Here is a 17,430-nt window from a genome sequence, read left to right on the forward strand (position 1 = left end):
GCCGCATGGCTCGATGAAAACAAAAACGCCCGGCGGAGCCGGGCGCTTCGGGACGTCGTCCGGGACGGCGCGGGCGTCAGCCCACGACTTCGCCGGTGTCCTTCTTGGCCGGCTTGACCAGGTCCTCGCGCTTGACGCCCAGCCACATGGCGATGGCGGCCGCCACGAACACGGACGAGTAGATGCCGAACCAGATGCCGATGGTCAGGGCCAGCGCGAAATAATGCAGCGACGGGCCGCCGAAGATCAGCATCGCGATCACCATCATCTGGGTCGAGCCGTGGGTGATGATCGTACGCGAGATGGTGGCGGTGATGGCACCGTCGATCACGTCCCGCACCGAGGCCTTGCGCTGCTTGCGGAAGTTTTCCCGGATCCGGTCCATGATGACCACGGATTCGTTCACCGAGTAGCCCAGCACCGCCAGCACCGCCGCCAGCACAGGCAGCGAGAATTCCCACTGGAAGAAGGCGAAGAAGCCCAGGATGATGACCACGTCGTGCAGGTTGGCCACCACGCCCGCCACGGCGAATTTCCACTCGAAGCGGAACGCCAGGTAGATCATGATGCCGACCACCACGAACAGCAGCGCCAGCAGGCCGTCGTGGGCCAGCTCCTTGCCGATCTGCGGGCCCACGTATTCCACGCGGCGCAGTTCGACGCTGGCGTCGGTGGCCTTCAGGGCCTCGATGACCTCGTTGCTCTGCTGGGTCGAGGTCTTGCCCTCGATGTTGGGCAGCCGGATCATCACGTCGCGCGAGGTGCCGAAGTTCTGCACCTGGAAGTCGTTGTAGCCCTTCTGCGAGATGGTGCTGCGCACCTTGTCCAGCTCCACGGCCTGCGGGTAGGCCACTTCCATGACCGTGCCGCCGGTGAACTCGATGGACAGGTGGAAGCCCTTGGTGGCGATGAAGAACACCGCCGCCAGGAACGTGACCAGACTGATGATGTTCAGCACCAGCGCATGGCGCATGAACGGGATGGTCTTGTGGATGCGGAAGAATTCCATGTTGCTCAGACCTCTTTGGGTTTCCAGACCTGGCCAATCGACAGCTTGGCGAGTTTCTTGCGGCGGCCGTACCAGAGGTTGGCGAGCGCGCGGGCGCCGACCACGGCGGAGAACATCGAGGTCAGGATCCCGATGGTGTGGACGATGGCGAAGCCCCGTACCGGGCCCGAACCGAAGGCCAGCAGCGCCACCGCCGCGATCAGCGTGGTGACGTTGGAGTCCAGGATGGTGCCCCAGGCCCGCTCGAAGCCGAGGTGGATGGCCTGCTGGGGCGCGGCGCCGGCTCGCAGCTCCTCGCGTATCCGCTCGTTGATGAGCACGTTGGCGTCGATCGCCATGCCCAGCGTGAGCGCGATGGCCGCGATGCCGGGCAGGGTCAGCGTGGCCTGCAGCATGGACAGCAGCGCGATCAGCAGCAGCAGGTTGACCGCCAGCGCGATCACCGAGAACACGCCGAACAGCCCGTAGTACAGGATGATGAAGACGGCGATGGCGGCGAAGCCGTAGACCACCGAGTGGAAGCCTTTCTGGATGTTGTCGGCGCCCAGGCTGGGGCCGATGGTGCGTTCCTCGATAATCTCCATCGGCGCGGCCAGCGAACCGGCGCGCAGCAGCAGGGCGGTGTCGTTGGCCTCGACCGTGGTCATGCTGCCGGAGATCTGCACGCGGCCGCCGCTGATCTCGCTGCGGATCACGGGCGCGGTCACGACCTCGCCCTTGCCCTTCTCGAACAGCAGGATGGCCATGCGCTTGCCCACGTTGTCGCGGGTCACGTCGCGGAAGATGCGGGCGCCCTTGGCGTCCAGCGTCAGGTGCACGGCGGGCTGCTGGGTCTGGCCGTCGAAGCCGGCCTGGGCGTCCTGCAGGTTCTCGCCGGTCAGCACGACCTGGCGGCGCACCAGCACCGGCCGGCCGTCGCGGTCGGTGTAGCGTTCCAGGCCGAAGGGCACGGTGCCGCTGGCCAGCGCGCTGGTGGCTTCCGGCGAATCGTCCACCATGCGCACTTCCAGCGTGGCCGTGCGGCCCAGGATGTCCTTGGCCTTGGCCACGTCCTGCACGCCCGGCAGCTGGACCACGATGCGGTCGGCGCCTTGCTGCTGAATGACCGGCTCGGCCACGCCCAGTTCGTTGATACGGTTGTGCAGCGTCGTGATGTTCTGGCGCAGCGCGTTGTCCTGCGAGGTCTTGATGGCCTGCGGGGTCAGGGCGCCGGTCAGCTTGAAGTCGCCGCCGGCGTCCTGGTCGCTGAGCTGCAGGTCGGGCAGGCCGTTGCGCAGCACGTCGCGCGCGGCATCGCGGGTGGCGGCGTCGCGGAATTTGATCTCGATGCTCTGGCCGACGCGGTCGATGCCGTTGTGGCGGATGTTCTTGTCACGCAACTGCGAGCGCACGTCGCCGGTCATGGCGTCGTAGCGCTTGGTCAGCGCGCCCTTCATGTCCACCTGCAGCAGGAAGTGCACGCCGCCGCGCAGGTCCAGGCCCAGGTACATGGGCAGCGCGTGCAGCGAGCGCAGCCAGGCGGGCGAGGCCGACAGCAGGTTCAGCGCGACCACGTAGCCGGGATCGGACGAGTCGGGGTTCAGCGATTTCTCGAGCAGGTCGCGCGCGCGCAGTTGCTGGTCCGGGGAGTTCAGGCGCACCCGCACCGTGCCCACCGGGCCGTTCTGCTCGAAGTACAGGCCGGTGTTGGAGATGCCCGCGGCCTGCAGGGTCTGGTCCACCCGCTCCATCATGGAGTTGTCGACCTTGATGGTCGCCTTGGCGCTGGAGACCTGGACGGCGGGGGATTCGCCGAAGAAGTTCGGCAAGGTGTAGACGAAGCCGATCACGACCACCACGGCGATCATGATGTACTTCCAGAGAGGGTAGCGATTCATCGGTAATCAAACCTCGGAAGGCTGGCGCATCGGCGCCGGTGCCCGCGGCGGGCCCGGCCGCAGAACGCGAAAAAGGGGCGGCGCCTGGCGCCAGCCCCCGGCAGAAGCATCGAATGCCGCGCGGGCGGCATGGATGCGAGCGCCTGGCTTACAGAGCCTTGATGGTGCCCTTGGGCAGGACGGTCTGGACCGCGGTCTTCTGGACCAGGACTTCCACCGCCTTGTCGCCTTCGCGCGAGATTTCCACCGAGACGTAGGTGTCGTTGACCTGGACGACCTTGCCCAGGATGCCGCCGGCGGTGACGACTTCGTCGCCCTTGGCCAGGGCGGCGACCATGTTCTTGTGCTCCTTCTGGCGCTTCATCTGAGGACGGATCATCAGGAAATAGAGGATCACGAACATCAGGACGATGGGCAGCATCCCCATCAGGGCGCCTTCGCCTCCGGCCGCAGGAGCTTGCGCCAGGACATTGGCGAGCGCGTTGGATGTCAGCATTTCTTCTCCAGAATCAATGACTTGCGTCGAAAATAACTCAAAATTGTAGCCCAGCCCGCCCAGGGCGGAACCGGGCCTCTTTTAGGGATAACCCAGGCCGGCCGCCGTGCTGACCAGTGGCCGCGAGCACCTGGTTGGCCACGGCGGGGCCGGGAGGTGGCATTCTAGACGCCACGCGCCCGGTTGGCGGCGAATTCCGCGCGCCAGGCCGCGAAAACGCCGCCGGCGATGGCGTCGCGCATTTCCTGCATCAGCTGCAGGTAATAGTGGAGGTTGTGGATCGTGTTGAGCCGCGCCCCCAGGATCTCGTTCGACCTGAACAGGTGGTGCAGGTAGGACCGGGAAAAGTTCTGACACGTATAGCAGCCGCAGGTTTCATCCAGCGGACGGGTGTCGTCCCGGTAGCGCGCGTTGCGGATCTTGACGTCGCCGTAGCGGGTGAACAGCCAGCCGTTGCGGGCGTTGCGCGTGGGCATCACGCAATCGAACATGTCCACGCCGGCGGCCACGCCGTCCACCAGGTCCTCGGGCGTTCCGACGCCCATCAGGTAGCGGGGGGCGTCCTGCGGCAGCCGGGGCGCCACGTGGGCCAGGATGCGCAGCATGTCTTCCTTGGGCTCGCCCACCGACAGGCCGCCGATCGCGTAGCCGTGGAAGCCGATGTCCTGGAGGCCCGCCAGCGATTCGTCGCGCAGGGATTCGTACATCCCGCCCTGGACGATGCCGAACAGCGCGTTGGGGTTCTCCAGCGCGTCGAACTCGTTGCGCGAGCGGCGCGCCCAGCGCAGCGACATGCGCATCGAGGTGGCCGCCTCGTCCACGGTGGCCGGCCGGCCGTCGATGGCGTAGGGCGTGCATTCGTCGAACACCATCGCGATGTCCGAGTTCAGGCTGCGCTGGATGCGCATCGATTCCTCGGGCGTCAGCATCAGCCGCGCGCCGTCGATGGGGGAGGCGAAGCGCACGCCTTCTTCTGTGATCTTGCGCAGGCCCTCCAGGCTGAATACCTGGAAGCCGCCCGAGTCCGTCAGGATGGGCTTGTGCCATTGCATGAAGCCGTGCAGGCCGCCGTGGGCATCGATGATTTGCGTGCCCGGCCGCAGCCAGAGGTGGAAGGTATTGCCCAGCACGATCTGCGCGCCGACCTCGTCCAGCTCGTAGGGCGCCATGGCCTTGACCGTGCCGTAGGTGCCCACCGGCATGAAAATGGGCGTCTCGACCACGCCATGGTTCAGCGTCACGCGCCCGCGGCGCGCCTGGCCCTCGGTGGCCAGGAGTTCGAATTTGAGTCCGTTCATCGTTCTATAAACATCGCGTCGCCGTAGCTGAAGAAACGGTAGCGCTGGGCCACGGCGTGGGCGTAGGCGCGACGGATGGGGTCCATGCCCGCGAACGCCGAGATCAGCATCATCAGCGTCGACTTCGGCAGGTGGAAATTGGTGACCAGCGCGTCCACCGCCCGGAACTCGTAGCCGGGCGTGATGAACAGGCGCGTGTCGCCGCGCGTCTCGCGCAGTGGCCAGTGGGTGGCGGCGGCCGACTCCAGGGCCCGCACGCTGGTCGTGCCCACGGCGACCACCCGGCCGCCGGCGGCGCGGGCCTGCGCGATGGCGTCCACGGTGGCCTGGGGCAGCGTATAGAGTTCGCTGTGCATCACGTGCTCGGACAGATTGTCCACCCGCACCGGCAGGAAGGTGCCGGCGCCCACGTGCAGCGTCACGAAGGCGGTGTGCACGCCCTGGGCGCGCAGCGTCGCCAGCAGGGCATCGTCGAAGTGCAGCCCCGCCGTCGGGGCGGCCACCGCGCCGGGTTCCCGGGCATATACCGTCTGATAGCGGGCGTCGTCGCCGGTGTCCGGCGTGTGCGTGATGTAGGGCGGCAGCGGCGTCTGGCCGTGCTCGGCCAGCAGCTCCAGCACCGGGCCGGGGAAGCGCAGATCGAACAGGTCGCCCTCGCGGCCCAGCATGGCCACGTCGAAGGCGCCCGCCAGGCGGATCGTCGCGCCGGCCTTGGGCGACTTGCTGGCGCGCAGGTGCACCAGCGCCCGGTCGGGCTCGGTAATGCGTTCGACCAGCACCTCCACCTTGCCGCCGCTGCTTTTTTCGCCGAAGAGGCGCGCCTTGATCACCCGCGTGTCATTGAAGACCAGCAGATCGTTCGGGCGCAGCAGGCCGGGCAGATCGGCAAACCGGCGGTCGTGCAGCCCGCCTTGCGCGTCCAGGTGAAGGAGGCGGCTGGCGGTGCGGTCGGCGGCGGGGGTCTGGGCGATCAGCTCGGGCGGAAGTTCGTAATCGAAATCGTCGAGAGTGAGATCTGGCACGGGTAAGACAGGATAGGGAAAGCGCACGGCAACCCACCATCATAGCCTGGAATGGGCGCCTACCCGGACGGCTGCCCGGCCGCCCGCCGCCGGTTCAGGCCGTCCGCGCTTCCTGCTCGAGCCAGTCCCGGAACAGCCGGACGACCTCGCGCTTGGAGGCCGGTTCGTTGATGACGATGTGGTAGCTGGACGCCAGCCGGACCTCCAGCGGGAAGGGCGCCACAAGCCGGCCGGTCGCCAGGTCCAGGCGGGCGAGTTCCTTGGTCGTCGCGACCACGCCCTTGCAGGCGACGGCAGCTTCCATGGCGGGAATCGAGTGCCAGAAGTGAGGGCCGCGCGAGGTGTCTATGCCCGTCACGCCCGCCTTTTCCAGCCACATGTCCCAGAACGACGGCCCTTCGTACAGCACGCCGCGATCGTCGTGGAGCAGCACGTGGCGGCGCAGGTCGTCGGGCTCGCGCAGGGGGTTGTCGCCTTCGAGCAGGGCGGGGCTGCACAGCGGGGTGATGGTCAGCGGCATCAACTGGTCGACCCGCATGCCCGGGTAGCCGCCGTTGCCGAACACGACCAGGACGTCGACCTCGTCCACCCAGCCCATCACGCTGGCGACGTCTCCGCGCGGCCCGCGCGGCAGGCGCGAGAACTGCCGCACCCGGGTGGAGACGCGCACGTCGATGTCGGGGCACGCGGTCACGAAGCGGTGCAGGCGCGGCATCAGCCAGTTGGAAATGAAGGAGGGGGGCGCGCCGACCTCGAGCACGTCGGCGCCGCGATGGTCGCGCAGCCGTCCGACTGCCTGGCGCAGGCAGTCGAAGCCTTCTTCCAGCTTGGGAAAGAAGATCTCGGCGCTGGCGGTCAGCTCGATGCCGCGGTGGACGCGGCGGAAAAGGCGCACGCCCAGCATGTCCTCCAGGATCTGGATCTGGTGGCTGACGGCGGCCGGCGTGACGTTCAGTTCCTCGGCGGCCTTCTTCAGGCTGCGGTGGCGGGCGGCCGATTCGAAGGCCCGGAGCGCGGTCAGCGGGGGCAGCGGGTGGCTCATGCTTTCAGATTAGTTTTTCTAACTTAATGTGGAAAGAGAATTCGTGTGACAGGCCAAGAGGGCATACCTATAGTAGTCCGGAAATCAGAGCGATTTATCTCGCATCAAGAAGATCCCAGGGATGCATCAATTTAATGCGTCTAATCTGAAAACCACCCAGGACACGCCATGCCCGACATCCAGATCCTCAACCCCGCTGGCCTTGGTACCCCGCTTGCCCAGTATTCCCAGGTGGCCCGCGTCAAGGCCTCGGAATTCGTCTTCATCGCGGGGCAGGTGGCGACAGACCAGCATGGGAACACCGTCGGCGCGGGCGACTTCGATGCCCAGTGCGTCCAGGTTTTCCGCAACATCGACATCGCGTTGAAGGAAGTGGGCGCCACCTGGCAGAACGTGCTGCAGTTCACGACCTATCTGGTGCATTCGCAGGACATCCCCCGGCTGGGCGCCTACCGCGAGCGTGCCTTTCCGGGCATGTTCGGCACCCGCGCCTATCCGACCAACACCTTGCTGATGATCGATCGCCTGGTGCGCGAGGACCTGCTGATCGAAGTGCAGGCGGTCGCGGCGCTATGAGTTCGTGTCTGCGCGAGGGCGGGTTCGAGCTGGACGGCATCCCCGTCCGCTACGCCGAAGGCGGCGCGGGCCTGCCGCTGCTGTTGCTGCACGGCTCGGGGGCCGGCGCGTCCAGCCACGGGAACTGGCAGCGCGTACTGCCGCGGCTGGCCGAACGGCACCACGTGCACGCGATGGACCTGATCGGCTTCGGCCGGTCGGGCGCCAAGCCCGCCGGGCCGCATTTCGACTATGCCCTGTGGCTGCGCCAGTGCCGCGAAATGATCGCGCGCATGCCGGGAGGGCGGATAGGCGTGATCGGACATTCCCTGTCCGGCACCCTGGCCCTGCGGCTGGCGGCCTGCGAGCCGCGCGTGGCGCGCGTGATGACGACGGCGACCATGGGCGCGTCGTTCGCCGCCAATCCCGCCACGGAAACCGCCTGGAGCTTTCCCCGGGGCCGCGAGGCGCTGAAGCGGGCCTCGCGCCTGCTGGTCCATGATCCGGCGCTGATCGACGAGGCCTATCTGGACGGCCGCGAGCGCATCCTGCGCGAGGGCGACCACGGCCGGCGTTTCGAACAGATGTTCGCGGGCGACAAGCAGCGCTTCATCGATGACGTCGCGCTGACGGCGGACGAGCTGGCCGCCATCGGGTGCGAGGTGCTGATGCTGCATGGCCGTGACGACCGCGGTTTCCCCGCCGATGCCCTGACATTGCGGATGTCGCGATCCATCGCCCGGGCCGACGTGCACCTGCTGAGCCGCTGCGGCCACTCGGTCGCCTTCGAGTGGCCGGAGAAGTTCCTGGCGCTGGCCGTGCCGTTCTTCGCCGAGGTGGAGCATGGGTGAACCCGCCTACATCCTGAAGGGCAAGGTGATCGATGGCACGCTGGATGCCCCGATCGCGCATGGCGCGGTCGTGACGCAGGGCGAGGCGATCGCGTGGGTGGGCGAGGCGGCGGCATTGCCGCCGCGCTACGCGCAGGCCGGCGCCCAGGTGGTCGACCTGCCCGGCCGCAGCATCCTGCCCGGCCTGATCGACGGGCATATCCACATCTCGTTCGGCGAGGCGCGCTCGGAAGAGGAACTGGCGCTGTACACACCGGTGGAGTTCCGGACCCTGAAGGCGGTGTGGAATGCGAAGAAGGTGCTGCAGGCAGGCGTGACGAGCGCCTTCGATGCCGCCACCACATTCAACATCGCGCAGTCGGTGCGCGACGCGATCGATAGCGGCATGTTCGAGGGGCCGCGCCTTGCGGTGTCGGGCCGGCAACTGACTTCCCACCAGGGGCTGGAGGATTCCTTCCCCAACTGGATGGAGTTTCCGCCGGGGCAGGCGGGGGTGCTGATCCGCAGCCGCGACGAACTGGTCGAACAGATCCGCTACCAGGTCAAGGACGGCGTCGATGCCATCAAGGTGTCGGGATCGAACGACTCCTTCATCACCCCCGATTCGCTGGACGGCTCGGCCTTCACCTATGAGGAATACCGGATCGTGGCCGACGAGGCCCACCGGCTGGGCCGCATGTGCACGGTGCACGCCCGGTCCCGCGATGCCGTGGCCGATGCCGCGCGCGCCGGTTTCGACGTGATCTTCCATGCGTCCTTCATCGACGACGAAGGCATAGACCTGTGCCTGCGCAATGGTTGCGTGATCGTGCCGACGCTGCCCTTGCTGGTCAACGCGATCGAGGCCACGGGTGGGTCGGCCAACCCGGCCAACGCCGGATTCCAGCGCGAGGTCGACGCGGCGCTGACCAATCTGGCACGCGCCAGCCGTGCCGGCGTTCCGCTGGTGCCCGGGTCGGAAAGCGGCTGGTCGCCGGTGCCCTACGGCCAATGGCACGCCCGCGAGATGCAGATATTCGTGGACGACCTGGGCCTGTCGCCCGGGCAGGCGCTGCATGCGGGCACGCTGGGCGCCACGCGGCTGTTCCGCCGTTTCGGCGACCGGGTCGGCAAGCTCGAGGCCGGACGCTATGCCGATCTGATCGTGGTCGACGGCGATCCGCTGGCCGACATCGGGCTGCTGCAGAAGCCGTCGCGCTTCGACCTCATCCTGAAGGCCGGCCGCCCGGTGGACCGCACGCCGCCCGCGCCGCGCAGGCCCATGCACTACGAACGGCACAAGATGTTTCTCAACGGCATTTTCCACTACGACCAGGATGCCGGCCACGGCGTCCTGCGGCGCTGACCCTTCTTCATTCTTCAGCAGGAAACTCGATGACGTACAGCAAAGAGCAACTCGCCGGCCTGGTCCAGGCGGATCGCGTGCACCGGGCCTACTACACCGATCCGGCCGTGTTCGAGGCCGAGATGGCCAAGGTGTTCGGCAAAGTGTGGGTCTATGTGGGCCACGACAGCCTGGTGCCCAATCCGGGCGATTACTACTGCACGACGCTGGCCGGCCAGCCGGTGGTGCTGAGCAGGCACGAGAGCGGTTCGGTGCACGTGCTGTACAACCGCTGCGGCCATCGCGGCGCCAAGGTGCTGTCCCGCACGCGCGGCAACGCGCGCGTGTTTTCCTGCATGTACCACGGCTGGGCGTTCCGTCCCAACGGCGAGCTGGCGGGCGTGCCGATGCGCGCCGACTTTCCCGAGGATGCGCTGCGCGAGCCGCGCGCGGGCATGGAGCCGCTGCCGCGCATCGACAGCTATCGCGGCTTCGTGTTCGCCTCGCTCGATCCCGCCGTGATGCCGCTGCTCGATTTCCTGGGCGAGGCGCGCAAGGGCATCGACGAACTGGTCGACCGTGCGCCCGAAGGGCGGGTCGAGTTCGCGGCCGGCTGCCATCGCTACCACTTCCGCGGCAACTGGAAACTGCAGATGGACAACATGGCCGACACCTACCATCCCGCGGCGGCCCACGGCTCGACCGTCGGTCCGGACGGCCGCCAGTTCCAGCGGCGCGCCGGCGCGCAGGGCGGTGCGGCCCTGTTCTTCGCGCCCAATGGCGAAGCGGTGGTGTCGCAACTGGGCGTGAGCGGCTTCCCGCACGGCCACAGCTCGGAACAATCGCTGTTCGACAAGGAACAGGCCGGCGGCGTCTGGGACGACTACCGCGCCCTGATGGTCGCGCGCTACGGCCAGGAGCGCACCGCCGACATCCTGAAGAATCGCCGGCACAGCCTGACGCTGTTCCCGACGCTGGACATCCTGATCGCCCAGACCTCGGTGCGCGTGGTCAAGCCGATCGCGGTGGACCTGACCGAAGTCGAGATCTGGCCGGTCAGGCTGGCGGGCGCGCCGGCCGTGATCTCGGACGACCTGGTCAAGTACGTCAACATGACCCATTCCGCGTCGTCGTTCATCCAGACCGACGACCTCGAGGCCTTCGAGCGCTGCCAGGAAGGGCTGAAGGCGCAGGGCAGCGACTGGGTGCTGGTCGCGCGCGGCATGGGCACCGAAGTCGACCAAGGCGACGGGGTGCTGTTCGGCGCGCGTTCGAGCGAGGTCGGCCAGCGCGCCAAGCACTATGCCTGGCGCGATCTGATGAGCGCCTGATTCCACCAGAGAGCAACCATGAACACGCTTGCAAGACTCACCCCTGCCGGCCATGCCGCACCGTCCCTGGACACCCTGCGCGACTTCGTCGAACACGAGGCCGACCTGCTCGACAACCGCCGCTTCGACGACTGGCTGGACCTGTACAGCGACGATGCCGTGTATTGGGTGCCGGCCTCGCAGGACCAGGCCGACTGGATCAGCCACGTGTCGCTCTACTATGACGAGAAACACACCATGAAGACGCGCGTCGCGCGGCTCAAGCACCCGATGATCCATTGCCAGGACCCGCCGTCCACGACGGTGCGCGTGCTGTCGAACTTCGGCATGGAGGCCGCCGACGACGACCTTTTCCGTGTCCGCAGCAAATTCATCATGCTGGAGGACCGGCCCGGCGCCGACCGCCGCGTGTACGGCGGACGCTACCTGCATACGCTGCGCCTGGACGGCACGCATATGAAGATCGTCCAGAAGTGCGTGCGGCTTACCAACTGCGACCAGAGCTTTCCGCAACTGACCCAGCCGTTCTGAGGGCGCACACCGGCGCTCTTCCCCCTGGAGGTCCACGATGAAATCCATGCTGCGCATCGGCCGCCTGCTGGCCTGTATGTCGGTCCTGACGTCCGCGGCTCCCGCGGTCCAGGCCGAGGACTACCCGACCCGCCCCGTGCGGATGATCGTGCCGTATGCGCCGGGCGGCGCGCCCGACGTGCTGGCGCGTTCGCTGGCGCCCGGCCTGTCGGAATTCTTCAAGCAACAGTTCGTGATCGAGAACCGGCCCGGCGCGGGCGGCATCGGCGCGGCCGAAAGCGTGGTCCGGGCCGCCCCGGACGGCCAGGTGCTGTTCTTTTCCGACATCCAGCAGCTCGCGATCAATCCCTACCTGTTCGCGAAGCTGCCCTATGCCGCCGACAAGGACTTCACGCCCGTGACCCTGGCCGCGACCATTCCGCTCTATATCGCCGTGCAGTCGTCGCTGAACGTGCACAACCTGGCCGAGCTCGTCGCCCTGGCCAAGGCCAGGCCGGGGGCGTTGACCTACGGCTCGTCGGGCATAGGCAGCATCCACCACATCGCCATGGAGTCGATGCTGCACGGCCTCGGCATCAACGTCGTGCACGTGCCGTACAAGGGGTCGGGTCAGTCGGTGCCCGCCTTCATGGGCGGCGAGACCTCCCTGGTGATCGCCGCCTATCCGGCGCTGGAGCAATACGTCAGGACCGGCAAGGCGCGATTCATCGCCGTCACCACCCTCGAACGCCCGGCCATGACGCCCGACATCCCGGCCGTGTCCGAGACCGTGCCCGGCTACGACTTCAGCTCCGAGATGGGCATCGTGGTGCCGGCCGGCACGCCGCAGACCGTGGTACAGCGGCTTTCGGCCGCGGTGGCGCGGGCGCTCAAACAGCCCGATACCGTCGTCCGCCTGAAGGCCATGGGCGCCACGGCCATCGCCAGCAGCCCCGACGGCTATGCCGCCAACATCCGCAACAACCTGGACAAGTTCGGCAAAGCGGTCAAGCTGGCCGACATCACGCCCAACTGAACCCGTCCATACGGAGCGTTTCCTTGAAGCTACTCAGATACGGCCCGCCGGGCCTGGAGCGGCCAGGCCTGCTCGATGCCGCCGGCGCGATCCGCGACCTGTCCGGCCTCCTGGCCGACATCGGTCCCGACACCCTGTCGCCGGACACGCTGCAAGCGCTGGCCGCGCTCGACTCTCGGCGCCTGCCCGTGGTGGACGGCGCGCCGCGCCTGGGCACGCCCTGGCGCGGCATCGGCAAGTTCGTCGCGGTCGGCCTGAACTACGGGCGCCATGCGGCCGAGGCCGGCATGGCCATCCCGGCCGAACCCACGCTGTTCTGCAAATGGACCAGCTGCATATCAGGCCCGGACGACGACATCGTCATTCCGCCCGGCTGCGCCCGGGTCGACTGGGAAGTGGAACTGGGCATCGTCATCGGCAGCCGCGCGCGGGCCGTCGACGAGGCCGATGCCCTGCGCCACGTGGCCGGCTACTGCCTGGCCAACGACGTGTCCGAACGCGAATACCAGATCGACCGCGGCGGCGGCCAGTGGGGCAAGGGCAAGGGCTTCGACAGCTTCGGCCCGCTGGGGCCCTACCTGGTCACGGCGGACGAAGTGCCCGACCCGCAGAACCTGGAGCTGTGGCTGGAACTCAATGGCGAGCGCCGGCAGACAGGGCATACCGGCGACATGATCTTTTCCTGCGCCCGCCTGGTCAGCGAGTGCAGCCGCGTGATGACGCTCGAACCTGGAGACGTCATCATCACCGGCACCCCGGCCGGAGTGGGGATGGGGGCCCGCCCGCCGCGCTACCTGGAAGCGGGTGACGTGGTCACGCTGGGCGGCGGCGTGCTGGGAACCCAGACACAACGGGTCGTTGCGGCGGGCTGAGGGGCGAACCCCCAGCGCGGCCGCGGGCGGGGCGGATCAGTCCTGGCGGCTGGTCACTTCCACCAGGTGATAGCCGAACTGGGTCTTGACGGGGCCCTGGACGACGTTGACGGGGGCGCTGAACACCACCTTGTCGAATTCCGGCACCATCTGGCCGGGGCCGAAGGTGCCCAGATCGCCGCCCTGGGCGCGCGAGGGGCAACTGGAGTGCTCGCGCGCGACCTGCGCGAAATCGGCGCCGCCTTCGATGGCGGCTTTCAGTTCGTTGCACTGGGCCTCGGTGGAGACCAGGATGTGGCGGGCGCTTGCATGGGCCATGATTTGCTCCTTGGTAAGAGGAAGCAGAGTACCGCAAATTACGGGTATAATTTGCGGCTCCCTTCCTTTCGGCCCTTCGCGCCGGAAGAACCTGCCCGAGTGGTGAAATTGGTAGACGCAGGGGACTCAAAATCCCCCGCCGCAAGGCGTGCCGGTTCGATTCCGGCCTCGGGCACCATCGATACATCGGCCACCGCACTACTTGCGCCAACCGCCAATGCCGTCCTATCGCAAGCGCGGCGACACATGGCGCACAGCGATCATGCCTCCGTGCAGCTGTAGCGCCCCGGGGGGCAGTCAGCAATTCCCCTTTTTCGCTTGGCCCGGCGGGCAGAAGCCACCTCCACCCCCGCCTCCACGGCTCATCCCTGGATCAACGATCACTGCTCCATCAGGCGTGTACACGGCACAGGCAGTCAGTGTCGAGGCGAGAAAAACGAGAGCGACTACTAGCTTCATGGAATTTCCTATGGGTGCGGGAAGTGGAGTTTATTGCGCTCGGGTGTCGTCGAGATTTTATGTTGGTAACAAATCTCAGCGCCAGCGCAAGCAAGACGGAGGGAAGCACGACCTAACGAGATCTGATCGATATTCGGGCCGTCGCCGATATGCCGGGCGGTTTGAATCCGGACCCCATGCGCGATAGGGTAGTACGTCGGCCGGACTGCCTTTCAAGACAAAGCGCAATAACGATCGGCTATCGCGTCGCGCATTTCGACATCTCCCTGCGCCAGCCACCGTCTCACATAATCGTCCGCACTACGCGCCCACCCACGGCCCGCGTAGTGAAAAACATAAACGGATGGAGACGCCATACATGTTCCCGCGCACCCTGATCAGCACCTGCGTGCTGCTGGCACTTGCTGCCTGCGGTGGTTCGGATGGTTCGAGCACCGGTACCGACACCACCACTCCTACCCCGCCGGCCGCCGCCGGCCCGGGCGTATTCGACAGCTCGCTGGCTTTCGACAAGGCCGGCTACACGACCATCACCGTCACGCTCGACGGCGTGAGCACGCCGGTGCGCTGGTACCGGGAAGTCTGCTACGTCGGCAAGCCGATGAAGCTGGCGCCCACGCAGGCGGCCGGCGCAGTGGACAATCAGGACTGTGGCTATCAGAACATGAACATCTTCGTGCGCGAGGCCGACGCTGCCAGGCAGGACAATCCCATCTTCTTCAACGTCAACAACTCCGGCTGGCTTGCCAGCTACCAGGGGGGCAAGGGCGGTTGGGATCCCGCGACGCCGGTCACGCGTACCAATTATTCGGGCGCGGACATCGTCAACGGCGGCGCCTACGTCAGCACCAGCGACACGGACAAGATCGGCGCGGCGCTCAAGCGTGGTTTCGTGTACGTCAACGTCGCCTCGCGCAGCCGTGGCGCCGTCGCGCCCGCGGGGGTCTACGAGGACGGTGTCTATCAGGGCAAGTCGCCGGCGGCCATCGTCGACGCGAAGGCGGCGGTGCGCTATCTGCGCCTGAACGACGGCGCCATGCCGGGCGATGCCGGCCGCATCGTGGTGAACGGCACGAGCGGGGGCGGCGCGCAAAGCACGCAGCTGGGGGCCACGGGCAACAGCGCGGACTATTTCCCCTACCTGCAGGCCATCGGCGCCGCCGGCATCGACAAGGACGGCAAGAGCTCCATCGGCGACGACGTCTTCGCCATCGTGGCCTATTGTCCGATCCAGGACATGGGCAGCGCCGATCTGGCGTATGAATGGATGTTCAATGTGCTGGATACGCGCGCGCTGGTGTCGGCGGACCAGCTGGCCGGGAAGATCGTGGATGCGGGCGGGACCCAGTTGATCCGGGCTTCCAATCCGGATCCCGCCGGCAGTGCCGAGTTGATGAGCGCGTTCAAGACCTATCAGGCTGGCCTGGGGCTGAAGAATGACGACGGCTCGGCGCTGACCACGGACAACATGCTGGCCGCCATCCAGGCGGAGATCAAGAAGGCCGCGACCCGGCAGGTCAAGGCGGGCAAGCCGTTCGTCGCTTATGGCGCCTATGGGGACGCCGCGGGCAACGGGGTGGGCGGGGGAAGCGGAACGCTGCACTATCTGAATGACTTCATCGGCACGGACGCCGCTGGCACGGTGACGTTCTTCGACATGACGAAGTACATGAAATTCGTCGCCACGCAGGCTCGGCTCAAGTCTGTTCCGGCTTTCGACCGGAGTGGGCAGAGCGCGACCGCGGCCGGTGCGGTGACCACCGATGGCGCGGGTACCGTGAACAGCGCCGGGGGCGAGTCCAACCTGTTCGGTAACGCCGCCCAGGTCTATTCCAACTTCACGGAGTATGGCTGGAACCACAACGATGGCGCCAACGGCACCGACAGGCAGGACGGCGTGGGCCTGGCCAGCACGGGCTACAGCTGGGCCGCGAACCCTCAGCGGGCATTCCTGCTGGACCAGTACAAGATGATCAATGCGCTGCCGTACGTCGGCAAGACGGACGGCATCACGCCGCACTGGCGCATCCGCGTGGGCGCGCGGGATCGCGATACGTCCTTCACCGTTGCCTACAACCTCAGCCGTGCGCTGAAGGCCGATCCCAAGGTCAAGGACGTCGATTACGCGCTTCAATGGGATCAGGGCCATGCCGGCAACTACGACGTGCAGGAGGCGATGGCCTGGGTCGATCAGGTACTGGCCGCGGCTGACTGAGCTGGACGGCGGCGGGGTGGCTGTCCGCGCCCACCGCCGGGTCACGAGGCCTTCTCCTTGGTAAGCTTGAGGCCCTCGAGACCCGATCGCAAGCTGCGCTGTCCGATGTCGCTCCACTTTATTTCGAATTTTCCCGCTTATTCTCCATCGCTGCTCGCGGCATTTCCCTTCCGGCAAATGGCATTCGCCTTCGCGCTTGTCCTGCCTGGCGCCGCCCTGGCCCAGGTCTGTACGGTCACGTCCATCCACGACGGCGACACGATGCGCCTGCAATGTCCCTCGCAGAAGAAAAGCATGCCGGTGCGACTGGAGCGGATCGATGCGCCGGAGATCGGCCAGGTGGGTGGAATCGCCTCGCGCGATTTCCTGCGGGCGTTGTGTCCGTTGGGCGCGCCGGCCCGGTTGTCGCGCCATGGCAAGGATCGCTACGGCCGCGTGCTGGGGGATGTCGACTGCGGCCACGGCAGCGTGCAGGAAACGATGCTGCGCCACGGGTATGCGTGGGTCTATCCCAAGTTCACCGCGGAGCGGGCGTTGGTGGATCTGCAGGGCGAGGCGAAGGCGGGACGGCGCGGCTTGTGGGCCTTGCCGTCGCCTGTTGCGCCGTGGGATTTCCGTAAGCGAGGCCGCGATCTCTAGGCCGCTACCTCGAACGCCTGGTGATACGCCACCATTCCTCCACCCGCCCCAGGCATGAACCGGACCACCTGGAAATATTCCGGCGGCACACCCGGCAGCACGAAGTCCGGATCGGCCCGGAACCCGAACCGGCCGTAGTATTCCGGTTCGCCCAGCACCACGCATCCCGCCGCATGGCGCTGGCGCAGCGCGTCCAGGGCATGCGCGACCAGATGCCCGCCCACGCCCTTGCCCTGGTGTTCGGGGGCGACGGCAAGCGGGCCGAGGCCATACCAGCCGGGCGCACCGCCGGAGAGTGCCACGGGAGAGAGGGCCACGTGGCCCACCACCTCGCCATCCGTTTCCGCCACGAGTGAAAGGGCCAGCGCGCCGGCCTCGCGCAGGGCGTCGACGATTTTCGCCTCGGTGCCGCTGGTATGCGGCGCGGTGGCGAAGGCGCGGGTGATCACGCGTTGGATGGCCGCGATGTCGCGCGGGTGTTCAGGGCGTATCAACATGGGCAGAGGGGCTGTCATCCGAGCTATGGAATATAAGGCAATTCAACGAGCGTAGCGTCCACGTAATTAGGTTGCATGC

The 17,430-nt window shown here is 67.0% G+C and carries 17 protein-coding genes and 1 tRNA gene; 10 read left to right on the top strand and 8 right to left on the bottom strand.

What is annotated here, in order from left to right:
• Window positions 1–76 precede the first annotated feature (76 nt).
• The 6 genes from secF to WKR98_RS11875 all read right to left on the bottom strand — a co-directional run bounded on the left by secF (window position 77) and on the right by WKR98_RS11875 (window position 6,744).
• The gene (gene secF / locus WKR98_RS11850) at window positions 77–1,009 is read right to left on the bottom strand and encodes a protein translocase subunit SecF (RefSeq protein ID WP_341433211.1); all 933 of its coding nucleotides are present in this window, start codon (window positions 1,007–1,009) and stop codon (window positions 77–79) included.
• Window positions 1,010–1,014: 5 nt separating this feature from the next.
• Complete coding sequence (secD, locus tag WKR98_RS11855) at window positions 1,015–2,886, bottom strand: protein translocase subunit SecD (RefSeq protein ID WP_124688278.1); 1,872 nt, start codon at window positions 2,884–2,886, stop codon at window positions 1,015–1,017.
• 148 nt (window positions 2,887–3,034) lie between these two features.
• The gene (gene yajC, locus WKR98_RS11860) at window positions 3,035–3,382 is read right to left on the bottom strand and encodes a preprotein translocase subunit YajC (RefSeq protein ID WP_124688279.1); all 348 of its coding nucleotides are present in this window, start codon (window positions 3,380–3,382) and stop codon (window positions 3,035–3,037) included.
• A gap of 164 nt (window positions 3,383–3,546) precedes the next feature.
• Window positions 3,547–4,680 (bottom strand): tRNA guanosine(34) transglycosylase Tgt, encoded by a 1,134-nt coding sequence (gene tgt, locus WKR98_RS11865; RefSeq protein ID WP_341433214.1) that lies wholly within the window; start codon window positions 4,678–4,680, stop codon window positions 3,547–3,549.
• Window positions 4,677–5,702, bottom strand: a complete 1,026-nt coding sequence (queA, locus tag WKR98_RS11870; RefSeq protein WP_341433216.1) for a tRNA preQ1(34) S-adenosylmethionine ribosyltransferase-isomerase QueA — start codon at window positions 5,700–5,702, stop codon at window positions 4,677–4,679. Before queA ends, tgt begins: the two co-directional genes overlap by 4 nt.
• A 94-nt stretch (window positions 5,703–5,796) precedes the next feature.
• On the bottom strand, window positions 5,797–6,744 hold the full coding sequence (locus WKR98_RS11875; protein ID WP_341433217.1) for a LysR family transcriptional regulator: 948 nt from the start codon (window positions 6,742–6,744) through the stop codon (window positions 5,797–5,799).
• 168 nt (window positions 6,745–6,912) lie between these two features.
• On the opposite strand from WKR98_RS11875, the gene WKR98_RS11880 reads away from it, so the two are divergent.
• The 7 genes from WKR98_RS11880 to WKR98_RS11910 are packed head-to-tail and all read left to right on the top strand — an operon-like array spanning window position 6,913 to window position 13,223.
• The gene (locus WKR98_RS11880) at window positions 6,913–7,320 is read left to right on the top strand and encodes a RidA family protein (RefSeq protein WP_130357488.1); all 408 of its coding nucleotides are present in this window, start codon (window positions 6,913–6,915) and stop codon (window positions 7,318–7,320) included.
• Entirely contained in the window at window positions 7,317–8,150 is an 834-nt protein-coding gene (locus WKR98_RS11885) for an alpha/beta fold hydrolase (RefSeq protein ID WP_341433219.1), read from the top strand. Before WKR98_RS11880 ends, WKR98_RS11885 begins: the two co-directional genes overlap by 4 nt.
• Window positions 8,143–9,495, top strand: a complete 1,353-nt coding sequence (locus WKR98_RS11890; protein WP_124688285.1) for a metal-dependent hydrolase family protein — start codon at window positions 8,143–8,145, stop codon at window positions 9,493–9,495. The genes WKR98_RS11885 and WKR98_RS11890 overlap by 8 nt, the downstream gene beginning before the upstream one ends.
• Window positions 9,496–9,524: 29 nt before the next feature.
• A complete protein-coding gene (locus WKR98_RS11895; RefSeq protein ID WP_341433221.1) occupies window positions 9,525–10,805 on the top strand; it encodes an aromatic ring-hydroxylating oxygenase subunit alpha in 1,281 nt (426 codons plus the stop codon).
• 18 nt (window positions 10,806–10,823) lie between these two features.
• Window positions 10,824–11,336, top strand: a complete 513-nt coding sequence (locus tag WKR98_RS11900; protein WP_341433223.1) for an aromatic-ring-hydroxylating dioxygenase subunit beta — start codon at window positions 10,824–10,826, stop codon at window positions 11,334–11,336.
• A gap of 37 nt (window positions 11,337–11,373) precedes the next feature.
• Window positions 11,374–12,351 carry a Bug family tripartite tricarboxylate transporter substrate binding protein gene (locus tag WKR98_RS11905; protein WP_341433224.1) on the top strand — a complete coding sequence of 326 codons (978 nt, stop codon included), beginning with the start codon at window positions 11,374–11,376 and terminating at the stop codon, window positions 12,349–12,351.
• 23 nt (window positions 12,352–12,374) lie between these two features.
• Complete coding sequence (locus WKR98_RS11910; protein ID WP_341433225.1) at window positions 12,375–13,223, top strand: fumarylacetoacetate hydrolase family protein; 849 nt, start codon at window positions 12,375–12,377, stop codon at window positions 13,221–13,223.
• Between the two features lie 36 nt (window positions 13,224–13,259).
• On the opposite strand, the gene WKR98_RS11915 is transcribed toward WKR98_RS11910, so the two are convergent.
• On the bottom strand, window positions 13,260–13,541 hold the full coding sequence (locus WKR98_RS11915) for a peptidylprolyl isomerase (RefSeq protein WP_130357494.1): 282 nt from the start codon (window positions 13,539–13,541) through the stop codon (window positions 13,260–13,262).
• Window positions 13,542–13,634: 93 nt separating this feature from the next.
• On the opposite strand from WKR98_RS11915, the gene WKR98_RS11920 reads away from it, so the two are divergent.
• From WKR98_RS11920 to WKR98_RS11930, 3 genes are all read left to right on the top strand, one after another.
• Window positions 13,635–13,719, top strand: a tRNA-Leu gene (locus WKR98_RS11920).
• 639 nt (window positions 13,720–14,358) lie between these two features.
• Window positions 14,359–16,215: a subtype B tannase gene (locus tag WKR98_RS11925; RefSeq protein ID WP_341433228.1), complete on the top strand. Its 1,857-nt coding sequence runs from the start codon at window positions 14,359–14,361 to the stop codon at window positions 16,213–16,215.
• A gap of 177 nt (window positions 16,216–16,392) precedes the next feature.
• Entirely contained in the window at window positions 16,393–16,854 is a 462-nt protein-coding gene (locus WKR98_RS11930) for a thermonuclease family protein (protein ID WP_341433230.1), read from the top strand.
• Here WKR98_RS11930 and WKR98_RS11935 read toward each other — a convergent pair.
• Window positions 16,851–17,351 carry a GNAT family N-acetyltransferase gene (locus tag WKR98_RS11935; RefSeq protein WP_445936081.1) on the bottom strand — a complete coding sequence of 167 codons (501 nt, stop codon included), beginning with the start codon at window positions 17,349–17,351 and terminating at the stop codon, window positions 16,851–16,853. The genes WKR98_RS11930 and WKR98_RS11935 overlap by 4 nt on opposite strands.
• Window positions 17,352–17,430: the final 79 nt, after the last annotated feature.

Origin of the sequence: Pigmentiphaga sp. YJ18, from assembly GCF_038066655.1 — a bacterium.
Classification (GTDB): Bacteria; Pseudomonadota; Gammaproteobacteria; order Burkholderiales; family Burkholderiaceae_B; genus Pigmentiphaga.